The organism is Sphingomonas sp. Leaf257 (assembly GCF_001422185.1).
In the GTDB taxonomy this organism is placed as follows: domain Bacteria; phylum Pseudomonadota; class Alphaproteobacteria; order Sphingomonadales; family Sphingomonadaceae; genus Sphingomonas; species Sphingomonas yabuuchiae.
In genome coordinates, this window is the sequence record NZ_LMMH01000010.1 from 30,441 (window position 1) to 55,587 (window position 25,147).

A 25,147-nucleotide genomic window follows, 5' to 3' on the forward strand; every position below is an offset into this window, starting at 1 on the left:
AAATCCGCTCCAGTCATGGTGAACGGAGACCGGCCCGCGTGGGTCTACGAACAGATCTCTGAGTGTCGACATATGGCATCAAACCTGCGAATATTGCTACGACAGAGCTTCTGTTGCTGATTCGGGGCGTCGAACGTAATGGACGGTATGGGGGAATGCCAGAGCGGAATAGGTCACGGGGATAGGTAGACCGATCTGCCAAATGACATTCGGGCACGACTGGCGGAAATCCCGAGAACCGATCTTCACTTGCAGACATGAGGGGGAAATATGGCAAATCCGCCGTGCAGTAGCACTGAGCCCGACATTCTCGCATGCCGCTCACGTGCTTTCTTTTTCGAACATATGTTCAATCAGTCGACGGATTGCTTGTTCTTCGTCCGGCCCGATGCCGATGGACGACTTGTACTCGAATCTGTAAATTCAGCGGCAATGAAGTACGTTACTGTTAGCTATGATCAAGCCCTCGGGAAGCATCCGATTGACGTTGCGGCAAGTGGAACAGGTCTGTTTGACGACGGCACGTTGGCTGAGGTTTTTAAAACGGGTGAGGTGCACCGCCGCCAGCCCCACGAAGAAACTCAGGGCGGGACGGTCAGATTCGACGCGGTATACTCGCCAGTTTACGGCTCCGACGGGGGTCTGATCGGTGTTTTGGGGAGTGCTCGTGACATCACCAACGTTCGAGCGCTCGAAGATAGACTGCGTCACACCCAAAGGATCGAGGCTCTGGGCGCCCTATCAGGCGGTATAGCGCACGATCTTGCCAACGTTCTGACTGCCCTTTCTGGATGTCTGCACTTGCTTCAGAAGCGCATGCCCAGCAGTGAGTGCTCCGACATTATTTCCGAAGCACAACGAACTATAGATCGTGGTACGGCTATAACGGGTCGTCTTCTCTCCTTCATTCACAAGAGAGGGCGTGAACTGGCGCGAGTTGACGTCGTAAAATGTTTAATTGAGCTTGCGCCGTCGATCACCCGCTTTGTGGGGAACAACGTCGAACTCTCGATAACCGGCTGTGATACTGCATTCGTGATGGTAGACCGCCATGAGCTAGAAACAGTCATTATCAATCTTGTTACAAACAGCCGCGACGCGATGCCGAACGGCGGCCGCATCGTTATCAATGTTGAGCTGAAGGACATTCATGCAGACAGTGGCTGTTTAGAACATTATGTTCTGATAGGGGTGCACGATACGGGGACCGGCATACCTCCGGATCTACTAAAGAGCGTGATGGAACCCTACTTTACAACCAAACCGGATGGCGCAGGGACGGGACTTGGACTGAGCTTAGCATCGGATCTCATGCGCAGCTCTGGCGGTCATTTCTATTTAGAAAGCGTCGAAGGGGAAGGCACTACAGCTTACTTGAGGTTCAAACAAGTTTGAGCGGCACGGCGTCTTGCCTGCCTGTCTTCGCTTCCATTTCGCTTGTGACAATATTAGCCACAGCAGACGTCTAGAGACGGTCGTGTCCGAACAGTTCAGCCTTCCAGCTTAAGCGCGCGAAAGCACGCGAAGTCACAGGTCTACGTGTGGCCTGTGTTCGCCTCACGAGAGGCTTGTGATCTGCCGGAGACCCTCTGGCGGCTTCAGGAACGAAAGTCCTTTTACGTCGGCCCGGCGCTCCTGAGCGACCGGGCGGCTTCCTGCCAGCAAGCAGTCACGCCGTTACGGGACGTGCCACGCCTGACCGACGCATCTCGCGATAAACGGTCGAACGTCCGATGCCCAGCTGCCGTGCCGCCTCGGCAGGAGATACATTCGCCTCAACCAGTTTGAGAGCTGCGCTGACTTTGCCCTGGTCCAGTGGCTGCCGTCCGGGCAGCTTTCCCTTGGCGCGTGCCGCGGCGACGCCATCCTTGGTGCGTTCGGAGATTAGCCTTCTCTCGAAATGCGCAATGGCGCCGAACACGTGGAAGACAAGCTCGCCAGCGGCGGACGTGGTATCGATCTTCTCCTCCAGGCTGAGCAGCTCGATGCCGCGCTCCTTGAGCATCTTCACAGTCGAGAGCAGCTCGCCCAGCGAACGGCCGAGCCGATCGAGGCGGACAACGGCCAGTGTATCGCCGTCGCGCGCGAAGGCGATCAGTTCGGCCAGGCCGGGCCGCTCCATGCTCTTGCCGGACATGACGTCGGTGAAGGTGCGGATCGCGCCGGCCTTGTTCAGTCGCATCTCCTGCCCCGCGACATCCTGATCACCGGTACTGACGCGGGCGTAGCCCAGAATGTCGGGCATTATGGTAGTCCCTCAAACGTCCGTTCTGTGGACAGTCAGCCGAGCGGCGTGGCGAAATGGCTTAACCCGTCCAACAACCATGTCCCTTTACTCGCGACCGTCTACAACCTCAACATACCTTTTCTGGACGGTTGGACGAACTGATGCGCAAACACACGCTGCTGACCGACCTTGAACGCGAGCAGCTGATTGGCATTCCCAGCAACGACGATGAGCTCGCCCGGCTCTACACGCTCGATCGCACCGACCTCGACATGATCCGCCTGCGACGACATCCCCGCAATCGGCTCGGGGTCGCGCTGCAACTCGCCGTCATGCGGTATCCCGGCACCTCGCTCGCACAACATCTTCAGCAAGGCGGAGGTATACCGCGCGAACTCGTGGCCTACCTTGCCGCTCAGCTGAACCTTGCTCCCGGTTCACTTGCGGACTACGCCACGCGCGAGCAGACGATGACCGATCACGCCCGCCAGCTTGCCGCTGCGCTCAATCTGCGCGGCCCAATCCGATCTGACGTGCCGTTTCTGATCGAGGCGGCAACCCAGGCAGCCTGGTCAACCGACAACGGCATGGTGATCGCACGTGGGATTGTAGGTGCCCTGCGAAAGGCTAGCATCCTACTGCCGGCGGTCTCGACGATCGAGCGCGCCGGCATCGCCGGCAGAGCGCGTGCCCGGAAGCGCGCCGCCGCCGAGATGACGCAGAGCCTCGGCGGCGAGCAGCTGGCAGCGCTCGATGCGCTGCTCGAAGTGGATGAGGTGAGCGGCATGGTTGTACTCACTTGGCTGAAAACCATCCCGATCGTCGCGAAATCAGATAATCTGCGGGGCGTCCTGGACCGGCTGCGTGCCGTGCGTGCCCTGAAGCTGCCGACCGCCATAGGCGATACGGTTCATCCGGATCGCCAGCGCCGGTTCGTCCGAGAGGGGCGTGCTTCACCCGCCTATATGATCGAGCGCTACGCGCAAGATCGTCGCCACGCGATCCTGGTGGCGGCCATAGACGACCTCGAGGGTCGGCTGATCGATGCCGCTCTCGACATGGCCGACAAGCTCATCGGGAGCCTCTTTCGTCGTGCCAGGAACAGGCAGGAGCGGCGTTACGCAAGCACGCCGGCCCAGGTGGGTCGCCTCATGCGTCTGTTCCGGGGCACCATCGACGCCCTTGCCAATGCCGTGGAGGAAGGAAGCGACCCTATCGATGCGATCGACGAGGCGGTGGGTTGGGCCACGCTCGTGCGGGCACGACCCGACGTGTCGCGCATTGCCGACACCGCCGTTGAGGATCCGCTGGTCGCCGCGGGCGACCAATATGGGGTCAGGACATAGAACGGGCACAGATATACGCTAAGCGTCTCTGCGCGCACTTATGGGTCGACTCTATGCGTCGACGACTCCAGCATTCCAAAGGCATCCATCGGACAGTTGTAGCATCGCCTCTCGTCGCAGAGCCGGCATATCGTCAGCGCCGAGACAGCGTCGTCAGACATCTGCGCAAGTATTGTCTCGGCAATACGTTCCAGCACGAGGCGGTCAGCATTCGAGACATGGCTAAGGATTTCGGATAAAGTCTCGTTTCTTCGTTGCAGGATCGCAGATAGGCGAGTCTCGCCTGCCTCAGTGAGCATCAGCGCTACTGCACGACGGTCCCGTAGCGCTTTGGATCGAACGGCGAACCCGGCTGCAACCAATCGATCGACAAGCCGCACCGTCCCCGCGTGGGACAAGCCTAGCACCCGTCCTAATTCGTCGATCGAAAGACCGGTCGCGTGACCGATGACGACGATCGCCGCGGTGGTTTCGCCACCGCCGGGTATCGTCGGGTCGAATGCCGCCTTCTTAATTCGATCGGTGATGCCCACTGCGAGGGCGCCGAACAGATTGACGAGCCGGTCCGAGAGTACGTTCAAAGGGTTGCCTCATTCATTGACGGCGTATAGTGTATGCGCAGCGCATATATCACGCCTGTCTAAGCATGAAGGCAGGTCATGCGCCATGATGAAAGCGAGGCACCATGTTTTCGACATTACACATAGCTGAAAAGACGACCGGCTCTCGCGGGTCTCTCGCGTTGCTGCGCTGGGCGCTGGTGGTCATCTTTCTCTGGTTCGGTTGCATGAAATTCACGAGCTATGAAGCGATGGGCATCGCGCCATTGATGAAGAACAGTCCGATCATGAGCTGGATTCCGGCCGTTTTTGGGGTGCAGGGTGGAAGCTATTTTATAGGCACCGTCGAGCTCGCGACGGCCGCTGCGCTGATTATCGGTGCTTTCAACAAGACGGCCTCCGCTCTCGGCGCGGCGATGTCATGCCTGACTTATGCCGTGACACTGACGTTTTTCCTGAGCACGCCTGGCGTCGCCGAGCCGACCGCTGGCGGGTTCCCGGCGATTTCGGCCGGAACCGGACAGTTCCTGTTGAAGGACCTGGTGCTTCTTGCGGCATCAGCGTGCCTTCTACTTGCGTCCATACGGACAGCAGACGCGTGACGGCAAACAGGTGATAGGCGACGCTCCGGACCTGCGCTTTTGCCGAACCATACCCGCCTCAGCCCATAACGATCGACAAACCCTGTCGCTTTGATAGGGTGTTCGAAAACATGCTTTCGAGGGTTTGTCGTACATGCTGGTCGGATATATGCGGGTGTCAACGACCGATGACCGCCAAACGGTCGATCTCCAGCGGGACGCGCTCGTCGCAACCGGGGTCGATCATCGGCATCTCCATACCGACAAGGCATCCGGCGCGCGCGACGACCGACCAGGCCTGAAAGCCTGCCTCGACTATCTGAACGCGGGCGACACACTGATCGTGTGGAAGCTCGACCGGCTCGGACGCTCGCTGCCGCACCTGCTGACGATCGTCACCGATCTGAAGGCGCGCGGCATCGCGTTCCGGTCGCTGACCGAGCAGATGGATACGACCACGCCGCACGGCGAATTGCTGTTCTCGCTGTTCGGTGCATTGGCACAATATGAGCGTGCGCTCACGCGCGAACGGGTGATGGCGGGACTGGCTGCTGCCAAACGCCGGGGACGCCAAGGTGGCCGCCCGCCGATGATCGACGCCGAAACGCTCGAGCGGATCACCGCCGCGCTGGATGGCGGGGCCAGCAAGGCGTCCGTCTGCCGGACCTTCAAGGTGCCGCGTTCGACCCTTCTCGGCACGCTTGCCCGGATCGGCTGGACCGCACCGGCCAAGGTCTAAGCCGATGCCGCGTCGCGCCGTCCTGTCGGACGAGCAACGCGCGGCGTTGCTCGCGCTTCCCGACGACGAAACCCTGCTCGTCCAGCACTGGACATTGAGCCGGGACGACTTGGCCATCATCGTCCGCCGGAGGCGACCGCATAACCGGCTGGGTTTCGCGATCCAGCTTTGCGCGCTGCGCTATCCTGGCCGTTTCCTGCGACCCGGTGAACTGATCCCTGATACGCCGCTCGCGTTCGTCGCAGAGCAATTGCAGGTCGGACCCGAGGTGCTGGCCGACTACGCGACGCGCGGCCCGACCCGGTACGAACAGCTCGATGCACTGCGCGATGCATTCGGCTTCATGCCGCTCAGTCGGCCGCTGCGAACGACGTTGCAGGAATGGCTCCTGCCGATCGCGCTGACGACGACCAGCGGGGCTAGGCTGGCGCGCGTGATGCTGGATGAGTGCCGGCGACGGCGCATCATTGTGCCGGGCATCAGTTCGGTCGAGCGGATGGTCGCACAGGCGTTGCTCGATGCCGAACGCCATGTCGCCGAGCATCTGACCCGAGGACTCGATGCTCGACAGCGCCGGCTGCTCGATGCGCTTCTCCTGCCCCACACAGGCACGAACTTGAGCGATCTGGCCTGGGTGCGGCAGTCACCCGGCAAGCCCGGCCGAAAGACATTCGCCGCCATCATCGAGCGACTGACACTGCTTCGGGCCATCGGGATCGATCCGGATATCGCCGTAGGCGTCCATCCCGAGCGCCTCCGACGCCTGTGCCAGGAAGGCGTGCGGCTGACCGCGCAACATGTTCGGACGCTGCAAGCGACGCGGCGTCGCGCCACATTGGTGGCGACCATCCTCGAAACCATCGTTACCCTCACCGACGATGCGGTGCTGATGTTCGATCGCCTGCTTGGGCAGATGTTCCGGCGCGAACAGAACAGCGCGGACACGACACTCAAGCGCAACCGGCGCACCATCAACGGCAAAATCCGGCTGCTTGCCCAACTCGGCGCTGCCTTGCTCGCCGCCAAGATATCAGGTGGCGATATCGGCGCTGCGGTCGAGGCAGCGATCGGATGGAATGATCTCGGCCGCGAGGTCGATGAAGCCCGCAAGCTGATCCGCCCCGATTCGGTCGATCCCGTCGCGGTCGCCGCGACCAATTACCCCGTCCTCCGACAGGTCGGTCCCTCGTTCATCGCCTCGTTCACATTCGGGGCGGTGCCAGCCTGCCATGCGCTCGCGCGAGCGGTCGCGATCATGCGCGACCTTCATTTTGGTCATCTGCGCAAATTGCCTGCAGGCACGCCAGTCGGCTTCATCCGGCAAGCTTGGCGTCGGGCGATCGGCACCGGCATTCCCGATCGCAGGATCTATGAATTGTGCGTGCTGGTCGAGCTTCGCGACCGGCTTCGCGCCGGCGACATGTGGGTCGAGGGAAGCCGACGCTATCGTGCTGTCGAGCAGCAACTCATTCCTGCCCCCGTATTCGCCAACATGCGCGCGGCCGGCCCCTTGCCGATACCGGCACCGGATACGGCCGATATCTGGCTGGCCGAACGACGCGCCCGCCTCGCCCGTCGATTGGCCGAGGTCGAGCGAAAGGCGGAGACGGACGCGCTGGAAGACGTGCAGCTCAGCTTGGGCAGGCTGCGGATTTCGCCCTTGAAGGCGATTACTCCCGAGGAATCCGATACCGCCCTTGCGCCGCTCTATGCGCATCTGCCCGCGATCCGCATCACCGACCTTCTTGCCGAAGTCGATCGATGGACCGGGTTCAGCCAGTGCTTCACGCATCTGCAAAGTGGCCGTGCCGCGGATGAACCACGTGCGATCCTCACGGCGGTGCTCGCCGATGCCACCAATCTGGGCCATACGCGCATGGCGGAAGCCTGCAATCTCGTGACCCAGCGCCAACTCGGTTGGCTCGCCTCGTGGCATCTGCGCGAGGAAACCTACGGTCGCGCGCTCGCCCGGCTTGTCGACGCCCAACACACCGCGCCGCTGGCCGCGCTGTTCGGGTCCGGCACCTCGTCCAGCTCAGACGGTCAGAACTTTCCGCTCGACCGCCGCGCCCAGGCAACCGGCGCAGTCAATCCGCACAAGGGGACAGAGCCGGCTGTCTCCTTTTACAGCCACGTCTCGGATCGCTACGCGCCGTTCCATTCCACAGTTATCTCCGCTTCGGCGAGCGAGGCGGCACAGGTGCTCGACGGGCTGCTCCACCACGGCGCCGATCTGCACATCGAAGAGCATCACGTCGATGGCGGGGGCGTCTCCGACCATGTGTTCGCGCTATGTCATCTGCTTGGGTTCCGGTTCGCGCCGCGTATCCCGAATATCGCCGCACGCCGTTTGCACCTGTTTAACGGCATCGAACCCGGCCCCGATATTGCGCCGCTGGTCGCGGGCCGCATCGACGAAGGTCTGATCGAGGCACACTGGGACGACGTGCTGCGACTGGGAACCTCGATCCGCACAGGCGTCGTCAGCGCCTCGATCATGCTGGAACGGCTCGGCTCCTATCCACGCGCCAACGGCCTGGCACTGGCGTTGCGCGAGATCGGTCGCGTCGAGCGTACCCTGTTCACGCTCGACTGGATCGAGCAGCCCGAACAGCGTCGCCGCGCCACCCGCGAACTCAACAAGGGAGAAGCGGAAAATGCCCTGAAACGCGCCATCTTCTTCCATCGCATCGGCCGTATCCGCGATCATGCGCTGCAAGCCCAAAGCCATCGGGCGAGCGCGCTGAACCTCGTCGCCGGTGCCATCGTCCTGTGGAACACGACCTACCTGCAAGCCGCCCGGATGCATCTCGCCAACCTCGGCCGGCCGGTCCCGCCGGACCTGCTGCAACACCTATCACCGCTCGGTTGGCAGCATATCAATCTCACCGGCGATTACCTCTGGACCGATCCCGATGCGCCATCCACCGCGCTCAGACCGCTTCGCCAGATGCGCGCCGTCGAAGGCACGGCAAAACCTTAGCGTATATCTGGGTCCGTTCTGTGTACCGACCCCAATATGCGACCCTGCGCAAATTCGCGCCGCTACTGATCGAGGCGCTGGAGTTTCGGTCACTGCAGGGCAGCGCGCGTACCGTGAAGGCGCTGGACCTACTCCGCGAGCTGAACCGCTCGGGCAAGCGCGACGTACCGGAGAACGCGCCCATGCCGTTCCGTAAAGAATGGCGGAAGCTCGTCGTGGAACCTGACGGCAAGATCAACCGCCGCCTTTATGAGACCGCAACTCTGGCACACGTCCGCAACAAGCTCAGAAGCGGCGACGTATGGGTGGATCGCTCATCCTCGTACCGGCGCTTCGACAGCTATTTGGTGCCGATGGCCACCGCTACGCCGATTGCAAAAGGGTTGGGGCTACCGGACTCGGCTGACGAGTGGCTGAACAGCCGCGCGACCTTGCTGGACCAGCGTCTCAAGGGCTTCGAGCGGCAGCTCCGTAAAGGGCAGCTGGAAGGCGTGGCGATGGTTGGTGATCGGCTCAGAATCACGCCAATCTCGAACACCACCCCGCCGGACGCCAAGGCGCTGGCCGAACGCCTCTACGGGCTGCTGCCGCGCATTCGCGTGACCGAACTGTTGCACGAGGTCGCACGCGAAACCGGTTTCCTATCTGCCTTCACCAACCTGCGTACCGGACGCACCAGTGACAACGAGAGTGCGCTCCTCGCCGCCATCCTGGCGGATGCCACCAACCTTGGGCTATCGCGCATGTCAGCAGCCAGCGAGGGCGTCACGCGCGACCAGCTAGTCTGGGCCAAGGACGCCTATATCCGCGACGATTGCTACTCGACCGCCTTGGCGCATCTGATCAACGCTCATCACATCCTGCCATTCTCCCAGGTTTGGGGTCATGGCACCACGTCGAGTTCGGACGGTCAGTTCTTCCGCGGCCGAAAGCGAGGAGCGTCCGGTGGCGACATCAACGCCCGCTACGGTGTCGATCCAGGGTTCAGCTTTTACACCCATGTCTCCGATCAGCACGGCCCCTTCCATGCGAAGGTAATTTCGGCGGCCACCCACGAGGCGCCATACGTTCTCGATGGGCTCCTGCACCACGGCAGCGTCCTGAGGATTGACGAGCATTTCACCGACACCGGCGGGGCTACCGATCACGTGTTCGCGCTCTGCTCGATGCTAGGCTTTCGATTCTGCCCACGCCTGCGCGACTTTCCCGATCGGCGGCTCGTGTCGATCGCCTCGCCGGGCACCTATCCAACGCTCGCTCCGCTCCTCGGCAAGCGCCTCCGTATCGACGTTGTGCGCGAGCATTGGGATGAAATCGTTCGCCTCGTCGCCTCAACCAGCAGCGGGCATGTTCTCCCCTCCGCCATGCTCAGGAAGCTTGCCGCCTACGAGCGCCAGAACCAAGTCGATTTGGCGCTTCAGGAGATCGGAAAGGTCGAGCGCACGCTGTTCATGCTGGACTGGCTCGAGGATCCCGCGCTGAGGCGCCGCTGCCATGCCGGGCTCAACAAGAGCGAGCAGCGCCACTCCCTTACCCAAGCGATCTACACCTTCCATCAAGGCCGCGTCGTCGATCGTACACAGGAGGCGCAGCAGTATCGTGCCTCAGGTCTGAACCTCGTAATCGCCGCCATCGTTTACTGGAACACGGTCTACCTTTCAGATGCGGTGCAACACCTGAAGGAGAGCGGTGAGGAGATGCCCGAGCCGCTGCTTGCCCACAGCTCTCCGGTCGGATGGGAGCATATAGCGTTCTCGGGAGACTTCCTGTGGGACCGTGCAGCCCGGCGTGCCGACCACAAGCCGCTCAACCTCTCACCTGACAGGGCCGCTTAGCGTTGTTTAGCGGGAAACCCACGCTCTGCCCTCATGTTGGATGGTCTGTCGTTTGATCCTTTCGCGCTGTTTTATGATGGCGGGAGCCCTTCCGAAGTAGGTGTAGGCGCTTGCAATCGTAGCGGCGTGTGCTCGCAAACAGCCTGATTTCCTGCTCACGCTTTCTGCCACTGGCGGGGAGCGTCCTGCTCGAATTATCTGCCAGTGTGCTCGCCATCATCCGGCGCTGCTTGCAAACGGGGCGTTGTGCTCACGCTCCGTGCCAATGGGCTCTCCAAACCCGTAGCCGGCAAGCGCTTTTGCGAAGCAGGTTTCCAGAACAGTTCTGACAAGCGGCGGGCCGCAGAAATGCGTTGTCGTCATGGCCCGCCCGCGAGGTCGTCAGAAAGGAAGGCTTTTGCGAACAGCGGGTGGCGCATAGAGCGGGCACAGATATACGTTTACGACTGAACCAGTCGAAGCGCGCTGGCCGCGACCGTCCCGAATGGGATCAATGGTCGGGATAGGATTCTCTTCATGCCCCAGCCGGTATAAAGGAACCGCCCCGATCGTAGCGGCTGCGTCGTTATCCCGCCTACCCAACCCGTGGGCTCGACCTTCGGCCCAGCCGGGCCCGCCTCAACGTGGCCCGTCGACTGCGATGACCGCGGCGTCGTCTAGCTGGAACCGGCCAAAGTCGTCGTCGCCCCATAACGAACGCTCCAGCCGGCCGACAAGCCGGATCGGCTTCCCGGTCGGCATTGACCCATAAGGCAGCGAGTATTCATGGTTTTGCGTCGAGGGAGCCGATCATAGGCAGGAATACGGCACAACCCGTTTCCTTGCAGGAAAGATCAAGCACCAGGTTCTTCCCCGATCCGTCGTTCCGCCCAGCAAACGTCCACAGAAGGCTGCGGCGCTCGGGATAGTTCGGGTCGGCGACACGGTAGGAAGCTACGCCTGCGGGGCGGCCGTCGAGCGTGAGCTGATCCGCTTTGTAGTTGGTCCCGGAGCTCGCGATCGGCAGCGCCGATCCTCGGCCTGTCACTGTGAACATGCCTTCGTAGCCCGGCCCGCGCAGCAGGAACACCGGATCGTCTACCGGGTCCTTTCCCGCCTTCAGAGTCGCATCTGATGGAATGGCGACCGTGCAGCACGAAGGGATCCCGACCGACTTCCAGCCGGCCGGGACCTCGGGTTGCGGTGCGTTCGGCGAGCAGGACACTAGCAGCAATCCCGCTACCGACCACACCGCGACCCTCATATCACCGCACTCCGTAGGCGTTGCGAAGCGCTGTCGTCTCCGTCGAGCACGGGGTGCGACGCACCACGCCCGCCGGCTGACTATAGTGCATGACGCACGCCGTGTTGTTGGCTTCACCGAAGCCCAAAGCATGATCGAATTGTGACCGCCAATCGTGAGGTGCTGGAGGCGTGTCAGAAGCGCGCCAACAAGACAGGAAAATCGGTGCAGTGCACCGGCACGGTCGAGCCAGTAGGCAAAGAGGCTCGTAAGTGAGGGTAATCGTCTTGCAATCCGTATTACAAGGCAATACCAGAACATACATGGTACGCCGGAGAGGCATATGGCAGACGATATCGTTGTAACAGTGCGGGTGCCGAAGAAGCTCGCGCAAAAGGCACGGCAAGTTGCTGATAGTCGTGACGAAACAGTGAGTCAGGTCATCCGGCGAGGCTTGCGTGGCTATGTGGGTCGCGCGCCAAAATCGATTAAGAATGAGGACGCAGCCTAATGTCAGAATCCAAGCGCAAGGCGTCCAAGAAGTCACCGGATTATAGTCCGGCAGCTATGGATCTGTTGAACGTCGCAGGGGGCGGCAATTTCAGAACAGTACTGGCGGATCCGCCGTGGCAGTTTCAAAACCGTACCGGGAAGGTGGCACCCGAGCACCGCCGCCTAAACCGCTACGGGACAATGACGCTGGACGAGATTTGCGAGCTACCGGTGCAGGAGTGCGTTGCGCCAACCGCCCACCTCTACCTGTGGGTGCCTAATGCGCTCTTGCCGGACGGCTTGCGTGTAATGCGGGAATGGGGCTTTGAGTATAAATCCAACATCGTATGGCGGAAGATCCGCAAGGATGGCGGATCTGATGGTCGGGGCGTGGGATTCTATTTCCGCAACGTTACAGAACTGATCCTATTTGGCGTCCGGGGCAAGAACGCCCGCACGCTTGATCCGGGTCGGACACAGGTGAACTATCTTGAGAGCCGCAAGCGGGAGCACAGCCGTAAGCCTGACGAGCAATATCCGCTGATTGAGGAATGCAGCCCCGGCCCGTTCTTGGAGATGTTCTCGCGTGGAACGCGGCCGGATTGGACCGTATGGGGCAACCAGGCGGACGAGGAATATACCCCTTCCTGGCCGACGTATGCCCATCACTCTAGGGCTGGGCTGGTGGCGGAAGCGGCTGAATAGGCTCAGCAAGGATCTCCTGCTCCTCCTCGCCCTCGGCGATGGCGCCCACGTCGAGATGCTCATCGAAAGTGACGATTGAGCTGGGTAGTCCAATGAGGAGGAGCGGGCATGGATTGCCGACGCCGCGGTGCACGCGATCTTCTAGCTTTCGCCAATGGGTCGTGGCGGCCCCATATTTATCCTTCACGAAACTAAGCGACCAAGCGTCTGCAAAGGTCGCGCCGCCTGCTCGCATACGCCGAGCAACATCGGCCTTCTGCCGGGGGGTGGGCGTCAGTCCCAAAGATCCAAGGTCATCACTCGACTCCAGACCCCGCTCGGTTGCAAACCGGCGGACGAGCTGCACCATGTCGTCCTGTAGGCTCGATCCCCGCGTGACAATCACGCCAACGCTGATCGCCCCCTCCGCGTGCAGCCGCTTAAAGTTCTCCAGGTCGCGGTCGAAGAATGGATCCTTGTTGTTCCACTCGATTTCGAGCGCGATGACGCGGCCATCGGCGAAGGTACGGACATGATCGACCTCATGGGAGATCGACTCCCTTTGGACGCCGTTGATGCGCTTTTCGATCGTGAAATTGACCTTGTGCCAGCCCAGCTCGGCCAAGGCGCGCCGGAGACGCTGAGTGCCCTTTGTCTCGCCTCCACCCGAGCCGATGATCTCCTCAATTGGGATGGATAGCGCGCCGAGCGCCGCTTCCAACTCCCCGATCGCGTCGGGAAAATCGACGCTCAGGATGGCCGTGGCATGGCTGTGAAACTCAATTTGGAAGCCGCGAGCGGCCAGATCTTCAAACATGCTCGTCCAAGAGTCGCTTCTGATGCGCCCAGGTGCCATAGATTGCCGGGCTAGGGCGAGGCCCCTATGCTCACCGAGGCGATTGCGCACGAGAGGATTGGCCACCTATCCGACTTTGCCGGCAAGCGGGTAGAGCGGTGGTGGGTGGATGCCCTGTTTCTCGCACTAGATCGTCTCATTGAGGATAGGGAGCTGGACGGAGAGCGCGTCAGCCCTGAGCGCTACGGCTCCCTATTGGGGCGATCGAGCTTCGCCCAAATTGCGGGTGCCCGCAGCTTGGAGAAGGATCTTGCGACCAAGCACCTAGTCGCCCTCTACACCGCTTGTGGCGGTAGAGAGCGCTTTTCCGATCAGCACGTCCGTGAGCGGACGGAACTGACCATACCCGATGTTCAATGGTTTGCCGCTAACGACAATCGACCCCAGGGAGCTGTGCATCCCTCAAATCCACGGTTCACTACCCGCTCTGCTGAGGCCTTGGCGGGCGATTTTACATTGGAGGATCTGGGCTTCATCTTCGTTCCTTCGTCACTACGACGAAGCCCAGATCCTCCTTAAATCACAACCTCAAATCTGTGCCATTGGTGCTGACGGCGGACACGCGACCTTGGTGAGCTTCGAATCCGTGCCCGCGGACTTGAACGCGAACGCGGCCCCGGCTGCCGCGGTGCTGGCGACGGCCGCTCCAACGAGCACCTTCTGCTTCGTGTCCATCAGACTGTCCCTCTCTCAAGGGGCCGCGCGACCGACGTGTTCCTGCTCGTCCTCTCCTCATCACCAGCGGATGCAATCTTGAACGCCAAGATTTGTGCGCGGTGGATCTGGGGAGGCTCGGCGAACAGCGAAGCAGCGCTTCCGGATAGCGCCGTGCCGATTTCGCCCGACAGATGCGTCTCGCGCCCTGCCTCGTCGGCGAAGGTATCGAGGATGGCGAACCGAGTCTTTCCGAGACGCAGAGCGTACCACGACAGGGTGCCAGGCTCCCGCTCCACGGCCGATCGGGCTCCTTGGAGGAAGCGGGCAACCTCTTCCTCCGCACCGTCCCGTGCTTCAAGCGGAACATGCAGGGCCAAGCGCGGCAGGGCGTCCGCCGCCGGCACCTTGAGGGCGAGGATGTCGGCCGGCTCGATCTCCGGCAATCCGTTGAGGATGGTGAAGGTCTTCACGACCAGCGCCCGGCCGACCGTGCCGAACAGATGCTTCAGCCGGCCGGCATTGCCGGGGAAGGTATCGAAGATGGCGAAGTCGGCGGGGCCAAAGCGCAGCGCGTACCAGTGCCGCGTGTCCTGCTCATGCTCGACCGGCTCCAGCGCACCCCGGAGGAATTCAGCGGCATCTTCCTGGTGGGTCGGCCCGGCTTCAATGCCTACGAACAGTGCCTTGTGCATCTTTTCTCTCCTTGTTCCGATGGTAGCGCCTCGAGCTCCACGGAAGGCGTCCTGGGCCTAAATCATGGGAAGTTCGCGCGGCCGGGCGCCGACAGCCCGTTCGGCCAGGGCGACTTCCCCGGCCCGCGCACCCCTGGCGGGCGCGTGCTGGAGGAGATCGCGGCCAGCCACGGCGCGACCGCACGCCAAGTGGCGCTTCGCTTCCTGGTGCGTCGGCCATCGCTGTTCGCTATGGTCAACGAGTCATCGTGTAATTTGTGGCTGCTTCCCCGGGCCGGCTGAGCGGCGCACCTTCTGGTTGTCGGACCTGAAGGAAGGAAGCAGCTATGAAGCACTATGCCGGAATAGACCTGTCGATGGAAACGTCGCACGTCTGCATTGTCGATGCCGAAGGGCGCAAGGTCGCAGCGCAATGCGTGGACAGCACGCCGGAAGCGATCGCCGCGCTGCTGGAACGCCATGGTCCGATGGAACGCGTGGTGATCGAGACCGGCCGGATGACGCCATGGGTTGCGCGTGGCCTGCACGAGCTGGGCGTCGCGATCGTGTGCATCGATGCGCGCCAGGCCCACCAGAGCCTCAAGGCGATGAAGGCGAACAAGACTGATCCACATGACGCAGCGGGGCTCGCGCAGTTGGCCCGGACCGGCTTTTACAAGGAGGTGCACGTCAAGTCGCCGACATCGCACGGTGTACGCTCGGTGATCACCGCCCGCGCGCACCTGGTCGAGGCGCGCGTCCGGCTCGACAACACCATCCGCGGCTTATGCGCTACCTTCGGGATCAGACCGGGAGCTGGCCAGGGCGAGCGGTTTCTCGCACGGGTGCAGGCCGCCATCGCTGTCCCGGGGCTCGGCGAGGCAGTGGCTTCGCTGCTTCGGGCGCGAACCGGGCTGGTCGACGAGATCCGTCGGATGGATCGCGAGCTCAAGGCGATCAGCATCGCCTCTCCAGCCTGTCAGGCGCTGATGAGCATCCCGGGCGTCGGTGTGCAGACCTCGGCTGCGTTCGCCGCCGCCGTCGATGAAGCGGGTCGGTTCAAGCGGTCGCGGACAGCCGGCGCCTACTTTGGCCTCGTCCCACGTCGGCACCAGTCCGGCGAGCTCGACTGGACCGGCCGGATCACCAAGCAGGGCGACGGCACCGTCCGCAAGCTCCTCTACGAGGCGGCGAACTCGATCCTGACGCGCACGCGGCAGACCTTCGCGCTGAAGACCTGGGCGCTGAAGATCGCGAAGCGGCGCGGCCTCAAGAAAGCCCGGGTCGCGCTCGCCCGCCGCCTCGCCGTCATCATGCACGCCATGCTCCGCGACGGCACCTTGTTCGAGGCCTGAAATGCGATAAGTTCCCGTTCGCCAGCGGTGATGCTCTCCAGCTGACCCGATGGCGGTGTCCCGCGAGGGAACGCAGGGACGGACGATCTGCGAAGGTTATCAGATGGGCTCCCGAGCCCGCTTCGAGTCAATGCAACGTCCGGCCTTGTGAGACCCGATACAGCACGACCGATCCTCGGATCGGCGAGTGCGGACAGATCCTTGAGACCCTCAAGGGACAACCGCCGAGCGACTGCAAATTACAGATCCTGACCCTAGGTCTGCCGACATACTTGGTCGCAAGCTGATCGACACCGCCGCTACACGTGCTCCAAAGCGGCGGTGTCGATCGGCATCGATAAGCGTCCTGTTCCCGGTTATTCCGCCAATCAACCGTGCGGGCGCATAACAACCTTGATCACACCTTCTTCCTTGTCGCGGAATTTAGCGTACATTTCTGGCGCGTCTTCAAGACTGGCCGGGTGGGTGATCACGAAGCTGGGGTCGATCGCGCCCGCGACGATTTTTTCCAGCAACGGTCTAGTATAGCGCTGCACGTGGGTTTGGCCGAGCTTGATCGTTAGTCCTTTGTTCATCGCTGCACCGATCGGAAGCTTGTCACCCATCCCGACGTAGACGCCGGGCACGGAGACCGTGCCGCCCTTGCGGCAGCTCATGATCGCCTGCCGCAGGACGTGGACGCGATCAGTGGCGAGCATCATGCTTGCCTTCACCTTGTCCATGACCGCGTCCGCCGCCCCGTGCGCGGCCGCCTCGCAGCCGACAGCATCGATGCAGCTGTCGGGGCCCCGGCCCTTGGTTCGCGCCTGCAGCTCGTCGTAGACATCGGTTTCGGCGAAGTTAATCGTCTCAGCGCCACCGGCCTCCGCCATGGCGAGTCGCTCGGGCACCTCGTCGATCGCGATCACGCGGCCGGCGCCCATCATCAGCGCGGAGCGGATGGCGAACTGGCCGACCGGACCGCAGCCCCAGATCGCGACGGTGTCGCCATGCTCGATCTGCGCATTCTCGGCGGCCATGTAGCCGGTCGGGAAGATATCCGATAGGAAGAGGGCCTGCTCGTCGGTAACGTTGTCGGGAATCTTGATCGGACCAACATCCGCCATCGGCACGCGGAGATACTCCGCCTGGCCGCCGCAGTAGCCGCCCAGCATGTGGCTGAAGCCGAACAGCCCGGCGGGCGAATGGCCCATCGCTTTGGCGGCCATATCGGCGTTCGGATTGGTCCGATCGCAGGCCGCAAACAGACCCTTCTTGCAGAACCAGCAATCGCCGCAGCTGATCGTGAACGGCACGACGACACGGTCGCCGATCTTGAGGTTGGTTACCTCGGACCCGAGCGCCACGACCTCGCCCATGTTCTCGTGGCCGAGGATATCGCCGGCTTCCATGGTGGGCTGGTAGCCATCCAGCAGGTGAAGGTCCGACCCGCAGATCGCGCAGGCGGTTATTTTGATGATCGCATCGCGCGGGTGCTTGATCTCGGGATCCGCAACGGTGTCGACGCGGACATCGCCTTTACCGTGCCAGCATAGTGCGCGCATGTCGTTTCCTCATCTGAGTGGATGTCCCTGTCGTCAGGGCCATGTCTATGACGCTCAACGCCTTGAGCCGCGGCATGGGTCCCCGTCCATTTGATTCGTTTACATCAACGAGCGGCCGTAAAACGGCCGTACGGCCAGCGGGTTGAACGCAGACGGCATGCCCGGCTTGAAAGCCAGCAAGATAATGAAGTGGGTCGCCCAGGCCGTGCAGCCGGCCGACACGATGGTGACAGGTTCCCACAGGCTGCGCGTCTTCCGCCCTGAGCGTACGGCATGGTCGGCCAGGGCAAAGGACGCATAGATACCGCAGAGGCAAACCAGGCCCGCGAGCAGCACCAACCACGGATCGTGGTCGTGCCAGACGCAGTCGAAAACCTGTACGACCTGGGAGTACATCATGCTCGGCTAACGGCAAGGCGTTAAGACATCCTCAACCGGTCCATATCGGCTTTCCCTGGCTGTGATCCAGGACCAAGGAAGCCGCAGTCGGGTTCTGCGCAGCCATGAACACTTACGTTGCCGAGCCCGCGCCTGTCGTCCGAACCGGCGACCATGCTCGACTGACATAACTTGATTTCGCTCCTCCGGGTCGGTTCCCAGTCGCTACAAAGATTTATGCCTCGCACCGCCGTGGCGCTGGTGGCATTAAGGGCATGATCGGAGGATTACGTCCATGGCACGCAAGAGCATCAAAAGCGCGGTGAAACTCAAGGGCGAGACGGCCAAGAAGGCACCGCCGCTGCCGGCGGGTGCCGACCAGCCGACGAACTATGCCGAGCAGCAGGGCCATGGCGGTGAAACCCGCCAGACGACCTCGGACGCGGCACTTACCATGACCACGCAGCAGGGCATCCCGATCGCGGACGCCCAGAACAGTCTCAAGGCGGGTCTGCGGGGCCCCACGCTGCTCGAAGACTTCATCCTCCGCGAAAAGATCTTCCATTTCGATCACGAGCGCATCCCGGAGCGCGTCGTCCACGCACGCGGCTATGGCGCGCACGGCGTGTTCGAACTGACCGACAGTCTGGCCGACTACACCCGCGCCGACGTGCTGAGCACGGTCGGGCAGCAGACCGAGGTGTTCGTCCGCTTCTCAACGGTAGCGGGCAACAAGGGCTCGCGCGATCTGGCGCGCGACGTGCGCGGCTTCGCCGTCAAGATGTACACGAAGCAGGGCAACTGGGACATCGTCGGCAACAACATCCCGGTGTTCTTCATCCAGGATGCCATCAAGTTCCCCGATCTGGTCCATGCGGCCAAGCAGGAGCCCGACCGGGCGTTCCCCCAAGCGCAAACCGCACACGACAATTTCTGGGATTTCGCCAGCCTCACCCCGGAAGCCTGGCACATGATCATGTGGATCATGTCCGATCGCACGATCCCCCGCTCCTTCCGCACGATGGAGGGCTTCGGCGTCCACAGCTTCCGCCTGGTGAACGCGGAAGGCAGGTCGACCTTCGTCAAGTTCCACTGGAAGCCGCGCCAGGGGCTCCAGTCGGTGCTGTGGAACGAGGCGGTCAAGATCAGCGGCGCCGATCCCGACTATCATCGCCGCGATCTTTGGGAGGCGATCGAGAGCGGTGACTTCCCGCAATGGGATCTCGGCGTCCAGCTGTTCGATCAGGAAACCGCCGACAAGCTTCCCTTCGACCATCTCGACTCGACCAAACTCATCCCCGAGGAGGACGTGCCGGTCCGCATCGTCGGTACGCTCACGCTCAATCGCAACGTCGACAACTTCTTCGCCGAAACCGAGCAGGTCGCTTATTGCACGCAGAACATCGTGCCGGGCATCGACTTCAGTGACGACCCGCTGCTGCACGGCCGCAACTTCTCCTATCTCGATACCCAGCTGAAGCGGCTCGGCAGCCCGAACTTCACCCACCTGCCGATCAATGCCCCGCGCTGTCCGGTGATGAACTTCCAGCAGGACGGCCACATGGCGATGCGCAATCCAAAGGGGCGCGTGAACTATGAGCCGAACAGCTGGGGCGCGGAAGGCGGTCCGCGCGAGAACGCGGAGATCGGCTTCACCAGCTTCCCCGCTGAGGTTCAGGGGACCAAGCAGCGGATTCGGTCCGAAACCTTTGCCGATCATTACAGCCAGGCGCGGCAGTTCTATCTCAGCCAGCAGCCGATCGAGCAGAAGCACATCGGCGACGCGCTGGTGTTCGAGCTGTCGAAGGTAGAGCGTGTCGACATCCGGGCCCGGGCGGTCAGCCACCTGCGCAACATCGACGAGGATCTCGCCGCTACCGTTGCGAACGGGCTCGGCCTCGACCTGCCGGACGCCGCCAAGGCGGCCAAGCCGACGCTAGACCTGCCGACATCGTCGGCGCTCTCGATCGTCGCCAACGGCCCGGCGAATTTCGCCGGGCGAAAGATGGGCCTGCTGCTGACCGATGGGTCGAGCGCCGAGCTGTTCAATGCGCTGACCAAGGCGCTGGAAGCCGAAGGCGCGGTCTGGGAGGTGGTCGCGCCGAAGATCGGCGGGGTCACGCTCGACGACGGCACCAAGGTCGCGGCCAAGCAGAAGATCGACGGCGGACCTTCGGTCCTGTTCGATGCCGTCGCGGTGCTCCCGTCCGAGGAGGGGGCTGCGATGCTCGCCAAGGATGCGGCCTCCAAGGACTTCGTGGCGGACGCGTTCGGCCACTGCAAGTTCATCGGCTACACCGATGCAGCCGCCACGTTGTTCGACGCTTCTCGGGTGCCGGAGCTTGACGATGGCTTCGTAGCCCTAAGCAAGAGCAAGGACGTCAAGGCGTTCGTCACGACCTGTCGTGACCTCAGGTTCTGGGCTCGGGAGATGAAGGTCGATCTCGACGCGGCGGCCTGACGACCCTGGCGGGAGCGGCAGGTGGACGTCCTGCCGCTCCACTTAACGGCAAGCCTCATATCGCACGGACGTGGGACGTGCTGCCTCGCTCGCGTTCAAGGGGATCGGGGCACACCGTCGGCGCGGGCCGCGGTGACGACCCAGCGGCGGGTGCGGCGCACGGTGCGAACCGTCCAACGACGCCCGGTCTCTGCGAGGAACCGGGCGTGGATTCCTGCCGCGTGCTGGGCGAAGTCGTAGTAGTCGATCCTGTGGTGCGCGAGCACGATGGTGCCGTCTCCCCGCAGGCGAGCGGCCATCTCACGCGCAACCCGGGCCATCTCTCGCGCTGAGAGGTAATACAGGATCTCGGCGATCACGATCACGTCATAGACGAGACGTGGCGGTCGACCGGGGAGCACGAGCAGCGATGCGCACGCACGAGGCCAGGCCGCGACGGCGCGTGCCGTCAGGTCGACCCCCTCCCTCGTGCCCTCGGTCGCATCGAGGCACAACGCCATCCTCGCGATCGCGGCACTGTTGGATCCGTTGCCGCTGGCCAGCTCCAGCACCCGTCCGACCGGTCGGTGACCTATCGCGTGCAGGATCGCGGCACGCTTCACCGCCTCGTCACGGGCGGTGAAGGTGCGCCAGGGATCGTCGTCGCCGGCGAACTTGGCGGCGAACCCGGCAAGATCGATCGGGCTCGTCACTTCGAACCCGGCCGGTAGCGCTCGACCGGACGAGCAAAGGCCGCAAGCTCGTGTCTCGCGATCGTGAAGCCTGCTGGATCATCGGAAACGGCGCCGAGCTGCGTCCGGTAGACGCGGATCAGCGACCGCTTAACCGGAACTCCTCCGGGCACAGCGATGCGCCATGCCGGTCCGGACCTGTCCGGGCGAGGCGGCCACACGCGGTAGGTCAGCCGACCGGCGCCACCCGGGCATCGGGCGACGGCCGCTGCTACGGCGCGGTGATCGGGATGGTCGTCATCGCAGGCCGGTCCGACGATGAGATCGAGATCCCGGCATCGTGCGACCTGGCGGCGCAGCGCGCGATAACAGCGTCCCGGGATCGAGGGCAACTGGCCATCGGGCAAATTGAGGAACGAGACGTCGCCAGCAACGATGCCGAGACGACGTAGCGCATGAAGGCTCTCACGCTGGCGCGCCGCGACCAGTCGCGCTCTCGGCCATTGTCGGCTGCCCCGGTGAGACGCGGCACCATCGGTCACGACCGCAACCCGGACCCGAGCTCCATGGCGGCGAAGCCGCGCAATGAGGCCTGCCGCGCCGATGACCTCGTCATCCGGGTGCGGGGCGATCACCAGCGCGACACGTACGTTTCGCAGCGGGATCCTCACAGAATGGGGTCGAGGATGTGCTCGGCGACAGCCTGGCCGACGCGAAAGCGATGCGCGTCGGGCGCAGGCTGGCGCAGGTACACCATGAGATCGGCGATCTTTGCCGCCAGCGGATGCGATAGGAACAATCCCTGCAGCCCCACCGCCTCCTGCGCGATCGTCAGGGCGCGCTCGGCAGAGCCGGCGATCGATAGCCGCGCAGCGGACACCCGGGCGAGGCGTTCCGCATCCGTCCCGCTGAACCAGGCGCCCGCCGTGTCGCGGATGCTCGCCGCTGCACCCTGGGCAAGCAGGAACAGGTCGGCGAGGCGCGATGCCTGGAACGGATCGGAAGCGCGCTCGTGGGTGGTCAGGTGGTCACGCACTGCATCGAGCAGGCCGGCGATGCCGCCGGCATGAACCGCGGCGAAGCGCAGCGCGCCTCCGCTGAAGAACGGCTCCCGCGCATAGCTGCCGGGCTCGCCGATACGGCCGTCTTCACCGATCACAGAGCCGGACCAGCGCACCAGATGTGTCTCCGAGCGCTGCATGCCGATCGTCTGCCACCACTCCCGATCGATGGCAGGTGGATCGGCCTCGAGGTCGAGCAGGAGCAGCTGCGGTCCGCGTTCGCTATCCGCGGTTACCAGCGCGTGAGTCAGTATCCCCGCCCCCGATGCATAGCCCTTGCCGCCGGTCAGCCGTCCGCCGGTAAGCACCAGCGGCTCACCCGGCAGGCCCGCATTCCAAACACCCAACGTCGCTCCCGCAGCGATGCGCGCCCGCAACGCAGCGACCTGGGACGACGTGCCGTATCGAAACACGATCTGCACCGCATCGACATGCCCCTCAAGCAGGCGCCCGATGGGGAGATCCCGGCGTCCCGCAGCGTAAAGAGGGCGGAGCAGGTCCAGATATGCCTTGGGCGTCGTCGGATCGCCGGCGGGATCGGTCGCCCACCCCGCCGCGACGATCCCATGACGCAGAGCCCCGACCGTCGTCATACCGCCTGCTCGCAAAGCTGGCGCTCGAGCAAAGCCAGGGCCTGCTCGGCCTCAGCGAGGGTGACGTCGGCTATATCGGGCAGTGCCGGCACGACACGCATGGCGAACGCCTCTGCGTTGGGGCAGTCGCGCGCGACGCCGATCACATGGTCACCGGTCAATCCGATACGGTCGCCGAAGCGAGCTGCGACAAAGGAATCGGGGAGCCCGGCCCAAATGCGGCGCGCCTCCGCCTGCTGTCGGTATTGCCATGCCGCCCCTCGGGGATGCGGCATTGAGGGTGCCCCGTGATGGTCGATAGCACTGAGCGCAGCCGCCATGCCGCCCGGCGCCCGGCCGAGCCGCCGTGAGGAGGTCGCAACCACCATGCCGGGATCGCGGCGCACGCGAAACCCGGCGCGCCCGGCATCGTCGAGCAGGGCGGCGTCCTCGCCGCATGGCACCGGCTGGAAGCCACCCAGCGCCTGATAGGCTCCGGGTCGGAAGGCCATGTTGGCGCCTCCCGAGCAGTGGGAGCCGGTCGGACTGTCCCACGGAACGGGGTCGACCGATCGTCGGTAGGCGTGAAGCCGATCGAGGTAGCGCTCGACCCTCCCCTGCACCGGATCCCGCTCCGCTGCGATCCGGACGATTCGCCCGGCGACAAGGTCGGCCGAGGCCAGGCCCTGCAGTGCCGCCCTGACCCAATCGGCACGGGGCTGGCTGTCGGCGTCGGTCGTCAGGAGAATACCGTGGGGCGTGCTCGCCGCATGATGCAGGCCGAGGGCGATGGCGGCCCGGCGTGCACGACCGGCATTGGCATCAGGGGACGGGTCTCCCTGAGCCACCGTGAACGGAAGGGCCATGCGACCAGCATGCTCGAGTATTACCTGCTCGCTCGCATCCGAGCAATTATCAAGGAGGAAGAACACGGCAGCCTCGACGTCGCCCAGGTCCAGTCGCTCGATCGCCTCCAGCAACTTCGGTAACGCAGTCTCCTCGTTGCGGACCGGAACACAGATCGCAGCTGACACAGGTCGCAACGGCACCCCCACCATCGGTTTCGCAGGACCGGCGACCCTGCCTTGCAGGACTGTAGGTGATAAACGCCGGTTTCGATAGCTGCTCGCGGTGATGCAAGATGCCAGATCGTCATGCAGGACTATAGGTTTGCCCGGTTTCAACCGAGATATCGGCGTCGGGTAGGTAGCCGTCGAAGTTCGCGCCGCGCACCTACAAGCTGCTGTTCGACATGGCAGGCTACCCGGATGCGAAGGCGGTGCCATTCTTCCCCGAGATCGATCCCGTGTTCCGCGTCACCGACCCTGCCGCGCACTACCATGTGCCGGTCGTGGTCAGCCCCTTCGGCTACTCCACCTACAGGGGCAATTGATCACCGATCACGCCTCGATCCCTGCCTGGTGCATCGGCTTATAGAGCTCGTGCTCAAGCGACCGCAGGTAGCGGTCGAGGCGCTCTACCAGTGTTGCGACGTCCGCAGCATAGGCTGGGACGTTCGAAGCTATCGCGTTGCTGCTCCAACGCCGTATGTGGTCGGAGTAGCGTAGCCGAAGCTCGCGATCCTCTTCCATGATCCGCTCGTAAGTCGGCATCTGGTCGGCGAAATAGCCTCGAGCCTCCTTGTTCCAGCCCTGCTGTGTAGGCAGATGCTCCCGTACCGCATTGGCCAGGTTCATTCGTAGCCGGCCGAGGTCGGTAAGCGGAGGTCCGGCCCTGACGCAGTCACGAAGTGCGTAGGCAGCGGCGCGGATCGCCTCGTGGGAGCGCCTGCTATCATCGGGCCTCATCATCTCGTTCTACTCGCCATCATCTTACTAGCCGTCATTGCTGGCGCGCCGCGCGCCGATCATGGCCGTCTGAGCTGCCCCCTTCTGAGTGGTCCATCGACTATTACAGTCTGGACCAAGGAAGGGACGACGAATGCCTGCGAAGAAGCACAAGCCCGAGGAGATTATCGGGAAGCTACGTGAGGTTGAGATCATGCTGGGTCAGGGCGGCACGACCGCCGAGGCCTGTCGGCGCATCGCGGTCAGCGAGCAGACCTACTACCGCTGGCGCAAGGAATATGGTGGCCTGAAGACCGATCAGACTCGGCGGATGAAGGATCTGGAAAAGGAGAACCTGCGGCTGCGCCGTAAGCGTCCGGTCTTCTCCGCCTTGCCGACGAGGTGATGCGCAAGCCACAGGTGCGGCACTGTGGCAGACACCGGTGCGGCATCATGGCGACGCGA

General features: G+C 63.2%; 22 protein-coding genes and 3 pseudogenes. 12 read left to right on the forward strand and 13 right to left on the reverse strand.

Going from position 1 to position 25,147, the window contains the following annotated elements:
* Nucleotides 1-270 precede the first annotated feature (270 nt).
* Nucleotides 271-1,395: a two-component system sensor histidine kinase NtrB gene (locus ASF14_RS07410; RefSeq protein ID WP_082442130.1), complete on the forward strand. Its 1,125-nt coding sequence runs from the start codon at nucleotides 271-273 to the stop codon at nucleotides 1,393-1,395.
* A gap of 274 nt (nucleotides 1,396-1,669) precedes the next feature.
* Here ASF14_RS07410 and ASF14_RS07415 read toward each other — a convergent pair whose 3' ends face one another.
* A complete protein-coding gene (locus ASF14_RS07415) occupies nucleotides 1,670-2,245 on the reverse strand; it encodes a recombinase family protein (RefSeq protein WP_056433663.1) in 576 nt (191 codons plus the stop codon).
* Nucleotides 2,246-2,388: 143 nt separating this feature from the next.
* Here ASF14_RS07415 and ASF14_RS07420 point away from each other — a divergent pair, with 143 nt between their 5' ends.
* Complete coding sequence (locus tag ASF14_RS07420; RefSeq protein WP_156361081.1) at nucleotides 2,389-3,573, forward strand: DUF4158 domain-containing protein; 1,185 nt, start codon at nucleotides 2,389-2,391, stop codon at nucleotides 3,571-3,573.
* Nucleotides 3,574-3,611: 38 nt separating this feature from the next.
* On the opposite strand, the gene ASF14_RS07425 is transcribed toward ASF14_RS07420, so the two are convergent.
* Nucleotides 3,612-4,154, reverse strand: coding sequence for a MarR family winged helix-turn-helix transcriptional regulator (locus ASF14_RS07425; RefSeq protein WP_010339851.1), 543 nt, complete (start codon nucleotides 4,152-4,154; stop codon nucleotides 3,612-3,614).
* A gap of 104 nt (nucleotides 4,155-4,258) precedes the next feature.
* Here ASF14_RS07425 and ASF14_RS07430 point away from each other — a divergent pair, with 104 nt between their 5' ends.
* From ASF14_RS07430 to ASF14_RS07445, 4 genes and pseudogenes are all read left to right on the forward strand, one after another.
* Complete coding sequence (locus ASF14_RS07430) at nucleotides 4,259-4,735, forward strand: YkgB family protein (protein WP_010339850.1); 477 nt, start codon at nucleotides 4,259-4,261, stop codon at nucleotides 4,733-4,735.
* Between the two features lie 133 nt (nucleotides 4,736-4,868).
* On the forward strand, nucleotides 4,869-5,453 hold the full coding sequence (locus tag ASF14_RS07435) for a recombinase family protein (RefSeq protein WP_010339849.1): 585 nt from the start codon (nucleotides 4,869-4,871) through the stop codon (nucleotides 5,451-5,453).
* Between the two features lie 4 nt (nucleotides 5,454-5,457).
* Nucleotides 5,458-8,436 carry a Tn3-like element ISMpo10 family transposase gene (locus ASF14_RS07440; RefSeq protein WP_012449407.1) on the forward strand — a complete coding sequence of 993 codons (2,979 nt, stop codon included), beginning with the start codon at nucleotides 5,458-5,460 and terminating at the stop codon, nucleotides 8,434-8,436.
* A gap of 32 nt (nucleotides 8,437-8,468) precedes the next feature.
* Nucleotides 8,469-10,271 (forward strand): annotated as a pseudogene (locus tag ASF14_RS07445) (Tn3 family transposase); the annotation flags it as partial.
* A 763-nt stretch (nucleotides 10,272-11,034) separates the two neighbouring features.
* On the opposite strand, the gene ASF14_RS22185 reads toward ASF14_RS07445, so the two are convergent.
* Nucleotides 11,035-11,514, reverse strand: a complete 480-nt coding sequence (locus ASF14_RS22185; protein ID WP_231376736.1) for a hypothetical protein — start codon at nucleotides 11,512-11,514, stop codon at nucleotides 11,035-11,037.
* A gap of 322 nt (nucleotides 11,515-11,836) precedes the next feature.
* On the opposite strand from ASF14_RS22185, the gene ASF14_RS21385 reads away from it, so the two are divergent.
* Both ASF14_RS21385 and ASF14_RS07455 read left to right on the forward strand, forming a co-directional pair.
* Nucleotides 11,837-12,004 (forward strand): hypothetical protein, encoded by a 168-nt coding sequence (locus ASF14_RS21385; protein ID WP_154651464.1) that lies wholly within the window; start codon nucleotides 11,837-11,839, stop codon nucleotides 12,002-12,004.
* Nucleotides 12,005-12,060: 56 nt separating this feature from the next.
* Nucleotides 12,061-12,690: an MT-A70 family methyltransferase gene (locus ASF14_RS07455; RefSeq protein ID WP_010408786.1), complete on the forward strand. Its 630-nt coding sequence runs from the start codon at nucleotides 12,061-12,063 to the stop codon at nucleotides 12,688-12,690.
* Here the strand turns inward: ASF14_RS07455 and ASF14_RS07460 are convergent.
* The 3 genes from ASF14_RS07460 to ASF14_RS07470 all read right to left on the reverse strand — a co-directional run bounded on the left by ASF14_RS07460 (nucleotide 12,656) and on the right by ASF14_RS07470 (nucleotide 14,874).
* On the reverse strand, nucleotides 12,656-13,486 hold the full coding sequence (locus ASF14_RS07460) for a BglII/BstYI family type II restriction endonuclease (protein ID WP_010408784.1): 831 nt from the start codon (nucleotides 13,484-13,486) through the stop codon (nucleotides 12,656-12,658). The genes ASF14_RS07455 and ASF14_RS07460 overlap by 35 nt on opposite strands.
* Nucleotides 13,487-14,053: 567 nt before the next feature.
* Nucleotides 14,054-14,200: a hypothetical protein gene (locus ASF14_RS21390; RefSeq protein WP_018250478.1), complete on the reverse strand. Its 147-nt coding sequence runs from the start codon at nucleotides 14,198-14,200 to the stop codon at nucleotides 14,054-14,056.
* Complete coding sequence (locus tag ASF14_RS07470) at nucleotides 14,200-14,874, reverse strand: putative quinol monooxygenase (protein WP_010408781.1); 675 nt, start codon at nucleotides 14,872-14,874, stop codon at nucleotides 14,200-14,202. Before ASF14_RS07470 ends, ASF14_RS21390 begins: the two co-directional genes overlap by 1 nt.
* 326 nt (nucleotides 14,875-15,200) lie before the next feature.
* On the opposite strand from ASF14_RS07470, the gene ASF14_RS07475 reads away from it, so the two are divergent.
* A complete protein-coding gene (locus tag ASF14_RS07475) occupies nucleotides 15,201-16,208 on the forward strand; it encodes an IS110 family transposase (RefSeq protein WP_010408776.1) in 1,008 nt (335 codons plus the stop codon).
* Nucleotides 16,209-16,576: 368 nt separating this feature from the next.
* Here the strand turns inward: ASF14_RS07475 and ASF14_RS07480 are convergent, their stop codons facing one another.
* A complete protein-coding gene (locus tag ASF14_RS07480; protein ID WP_010408774.1) occupies nucleotides 16,577-17,752 on the reverse strand; it encodes a zinc-dependent alcohol dehydrogenase in 1,176 nt (391 codons plus the stop codon).
* Nucleotides 17,753-17,851: 99 nt separating this feature from the next.
* Complete coding sequence (locus ASF14_RS07485; RefSeq protein ID WP_231902888.1) at nucleotides 17,852-18,151, reverse strand: diguanylate cyclase; 300 nt, start codon at nucleotides 18,149-18,151, stop codon at nucleotides 17,852-17,854.
* A gap of 274 nt (nucleotides 18,152-18,425) precedes the next feature.
* Here ASF14_RS07485 and ASF14_RS07490 point away from each other — a divergent pair, with 274 nt between their 5' ends.
* A complete protein-coding gene (locus ASF14_RS07490) occupies nucleotides 18,426-20,591 on the forward strand; it encodes a catalase (protein ID WP_056433666.1) in 2,166 nt (721 codons plus the stop codon).
* Between the two features lie 95 nt (nucleotides 20,592-20,686).
* Here the strand turns inward: ASF14_RS07490 and ASF14_RS07495 are convergent, their stop codons facing one another.
* The 4 genes from ASF14_RS07495 to ASF14_RS20720 are packed head-to-tail and all read right to left on the reverse strand — an operon-like array spanning nucleotide 20,687 to nucleotide 23,875.
* The gene (locus ASF14_RS07495; protein ID WP_010408767.1) at nucleotides 20,687-21,283 is read right to left on the reverse strand and encodes an SAM-dependent methyltransferase; all 597 of its coding nucleotides are present in this window, start codon (nucleotides 21,281-21,283) and stop codon (nucleotides 20,687-20,689) included.
* Nucleotides 21,280-21,933 (reverse strand): PIG-L deacetylase family protein, encoded by a 654-nt coding sequence (locus tag ASF14_RS20715; RefSeq protein ID WP_010408764.1) that lies wholly within the window; start codon nucleotides 21,931-21,933, stop codon nucleotides 21,280-21,282. Before ASF14_RS20715 ends, ASF14_RS07495 begins: the two co-directional genes overlap by 4 nt.
* Nucleotides 21,930-22,916, reverse strand: a complete 987-nt coding sequence (locus ASF14_RS07500; protein ID WP_056433670.1) for a hypothetical protein — start codon at nucleotides 22,914-22,916, stop codon at nucleotides 21,930-21,932. The genes ASF14_RS20715 and ASF14_RS07500 overlap by 4 nt, the downstream gene beginning before the upstream one ends.
* Nucleotides 22,913-23,875 carry a glycosyltransferase gene (locus tag ASF14_RS20720; RefSeq protein WP_236696979.1) on the reverse strand — a complete coding sequence of 321 codons (963 nt, stop codon included), beginning with the start codon at nucleotides 23,873-23,875 and terminating at the stop codon, nucleotides 22,913-22,915. Before ASF14_RS20720 ends, ASF14_RS07500 begins: the two co-directional genes overlap by 4 nt.
* Before the next feature lie 248 nt (nucleotides 23,876-24,123).
* On the opposite strand from ASF14_RS20720, the pseudogene ASF14_RS07510 reads away from it, so the two are divergent.
* Nucleotides 24,124-24,288: pseudogene (locus ASF14_RS07510) on the forward strand (hydroxyisourate hydrolase); the annotation flags it as partial.
* Nucleotides 24,289-24,295: 7 nt separating this feature from the next.
* Here the strand turns inward: ASF14_RS07510 and ASF14_RS07515 are convergent.
* The gene (locus tag ASF14_RS07515) at nucleotides 24,296-24,592 is read right to left on the reverse strand and encodes a hypothetical protein (RefSeq protein ID WP_082442131.1); all 297 of its coding nucleotides are present in this window, start codon (nucleotides 24,590-24,592) and stop codon (nucleotides 24,296-24,298) included.
* A gap of 244 nt (nucleotides 24,593-24,836) precedes the next feature.
* On the opposite strand from ASF14_RS07515, the pseudogene ASF14_RS07520 reads away from it, so the two are divergent.
* A pseudogene (locus ASF14_RS07520) lies at nucleotides 24,837-25,052 on the forward strand (transposase); the annotation flags it as partial.
* Nucleotides 25,053-25,147: the final 95 nt, after the last annotated feature.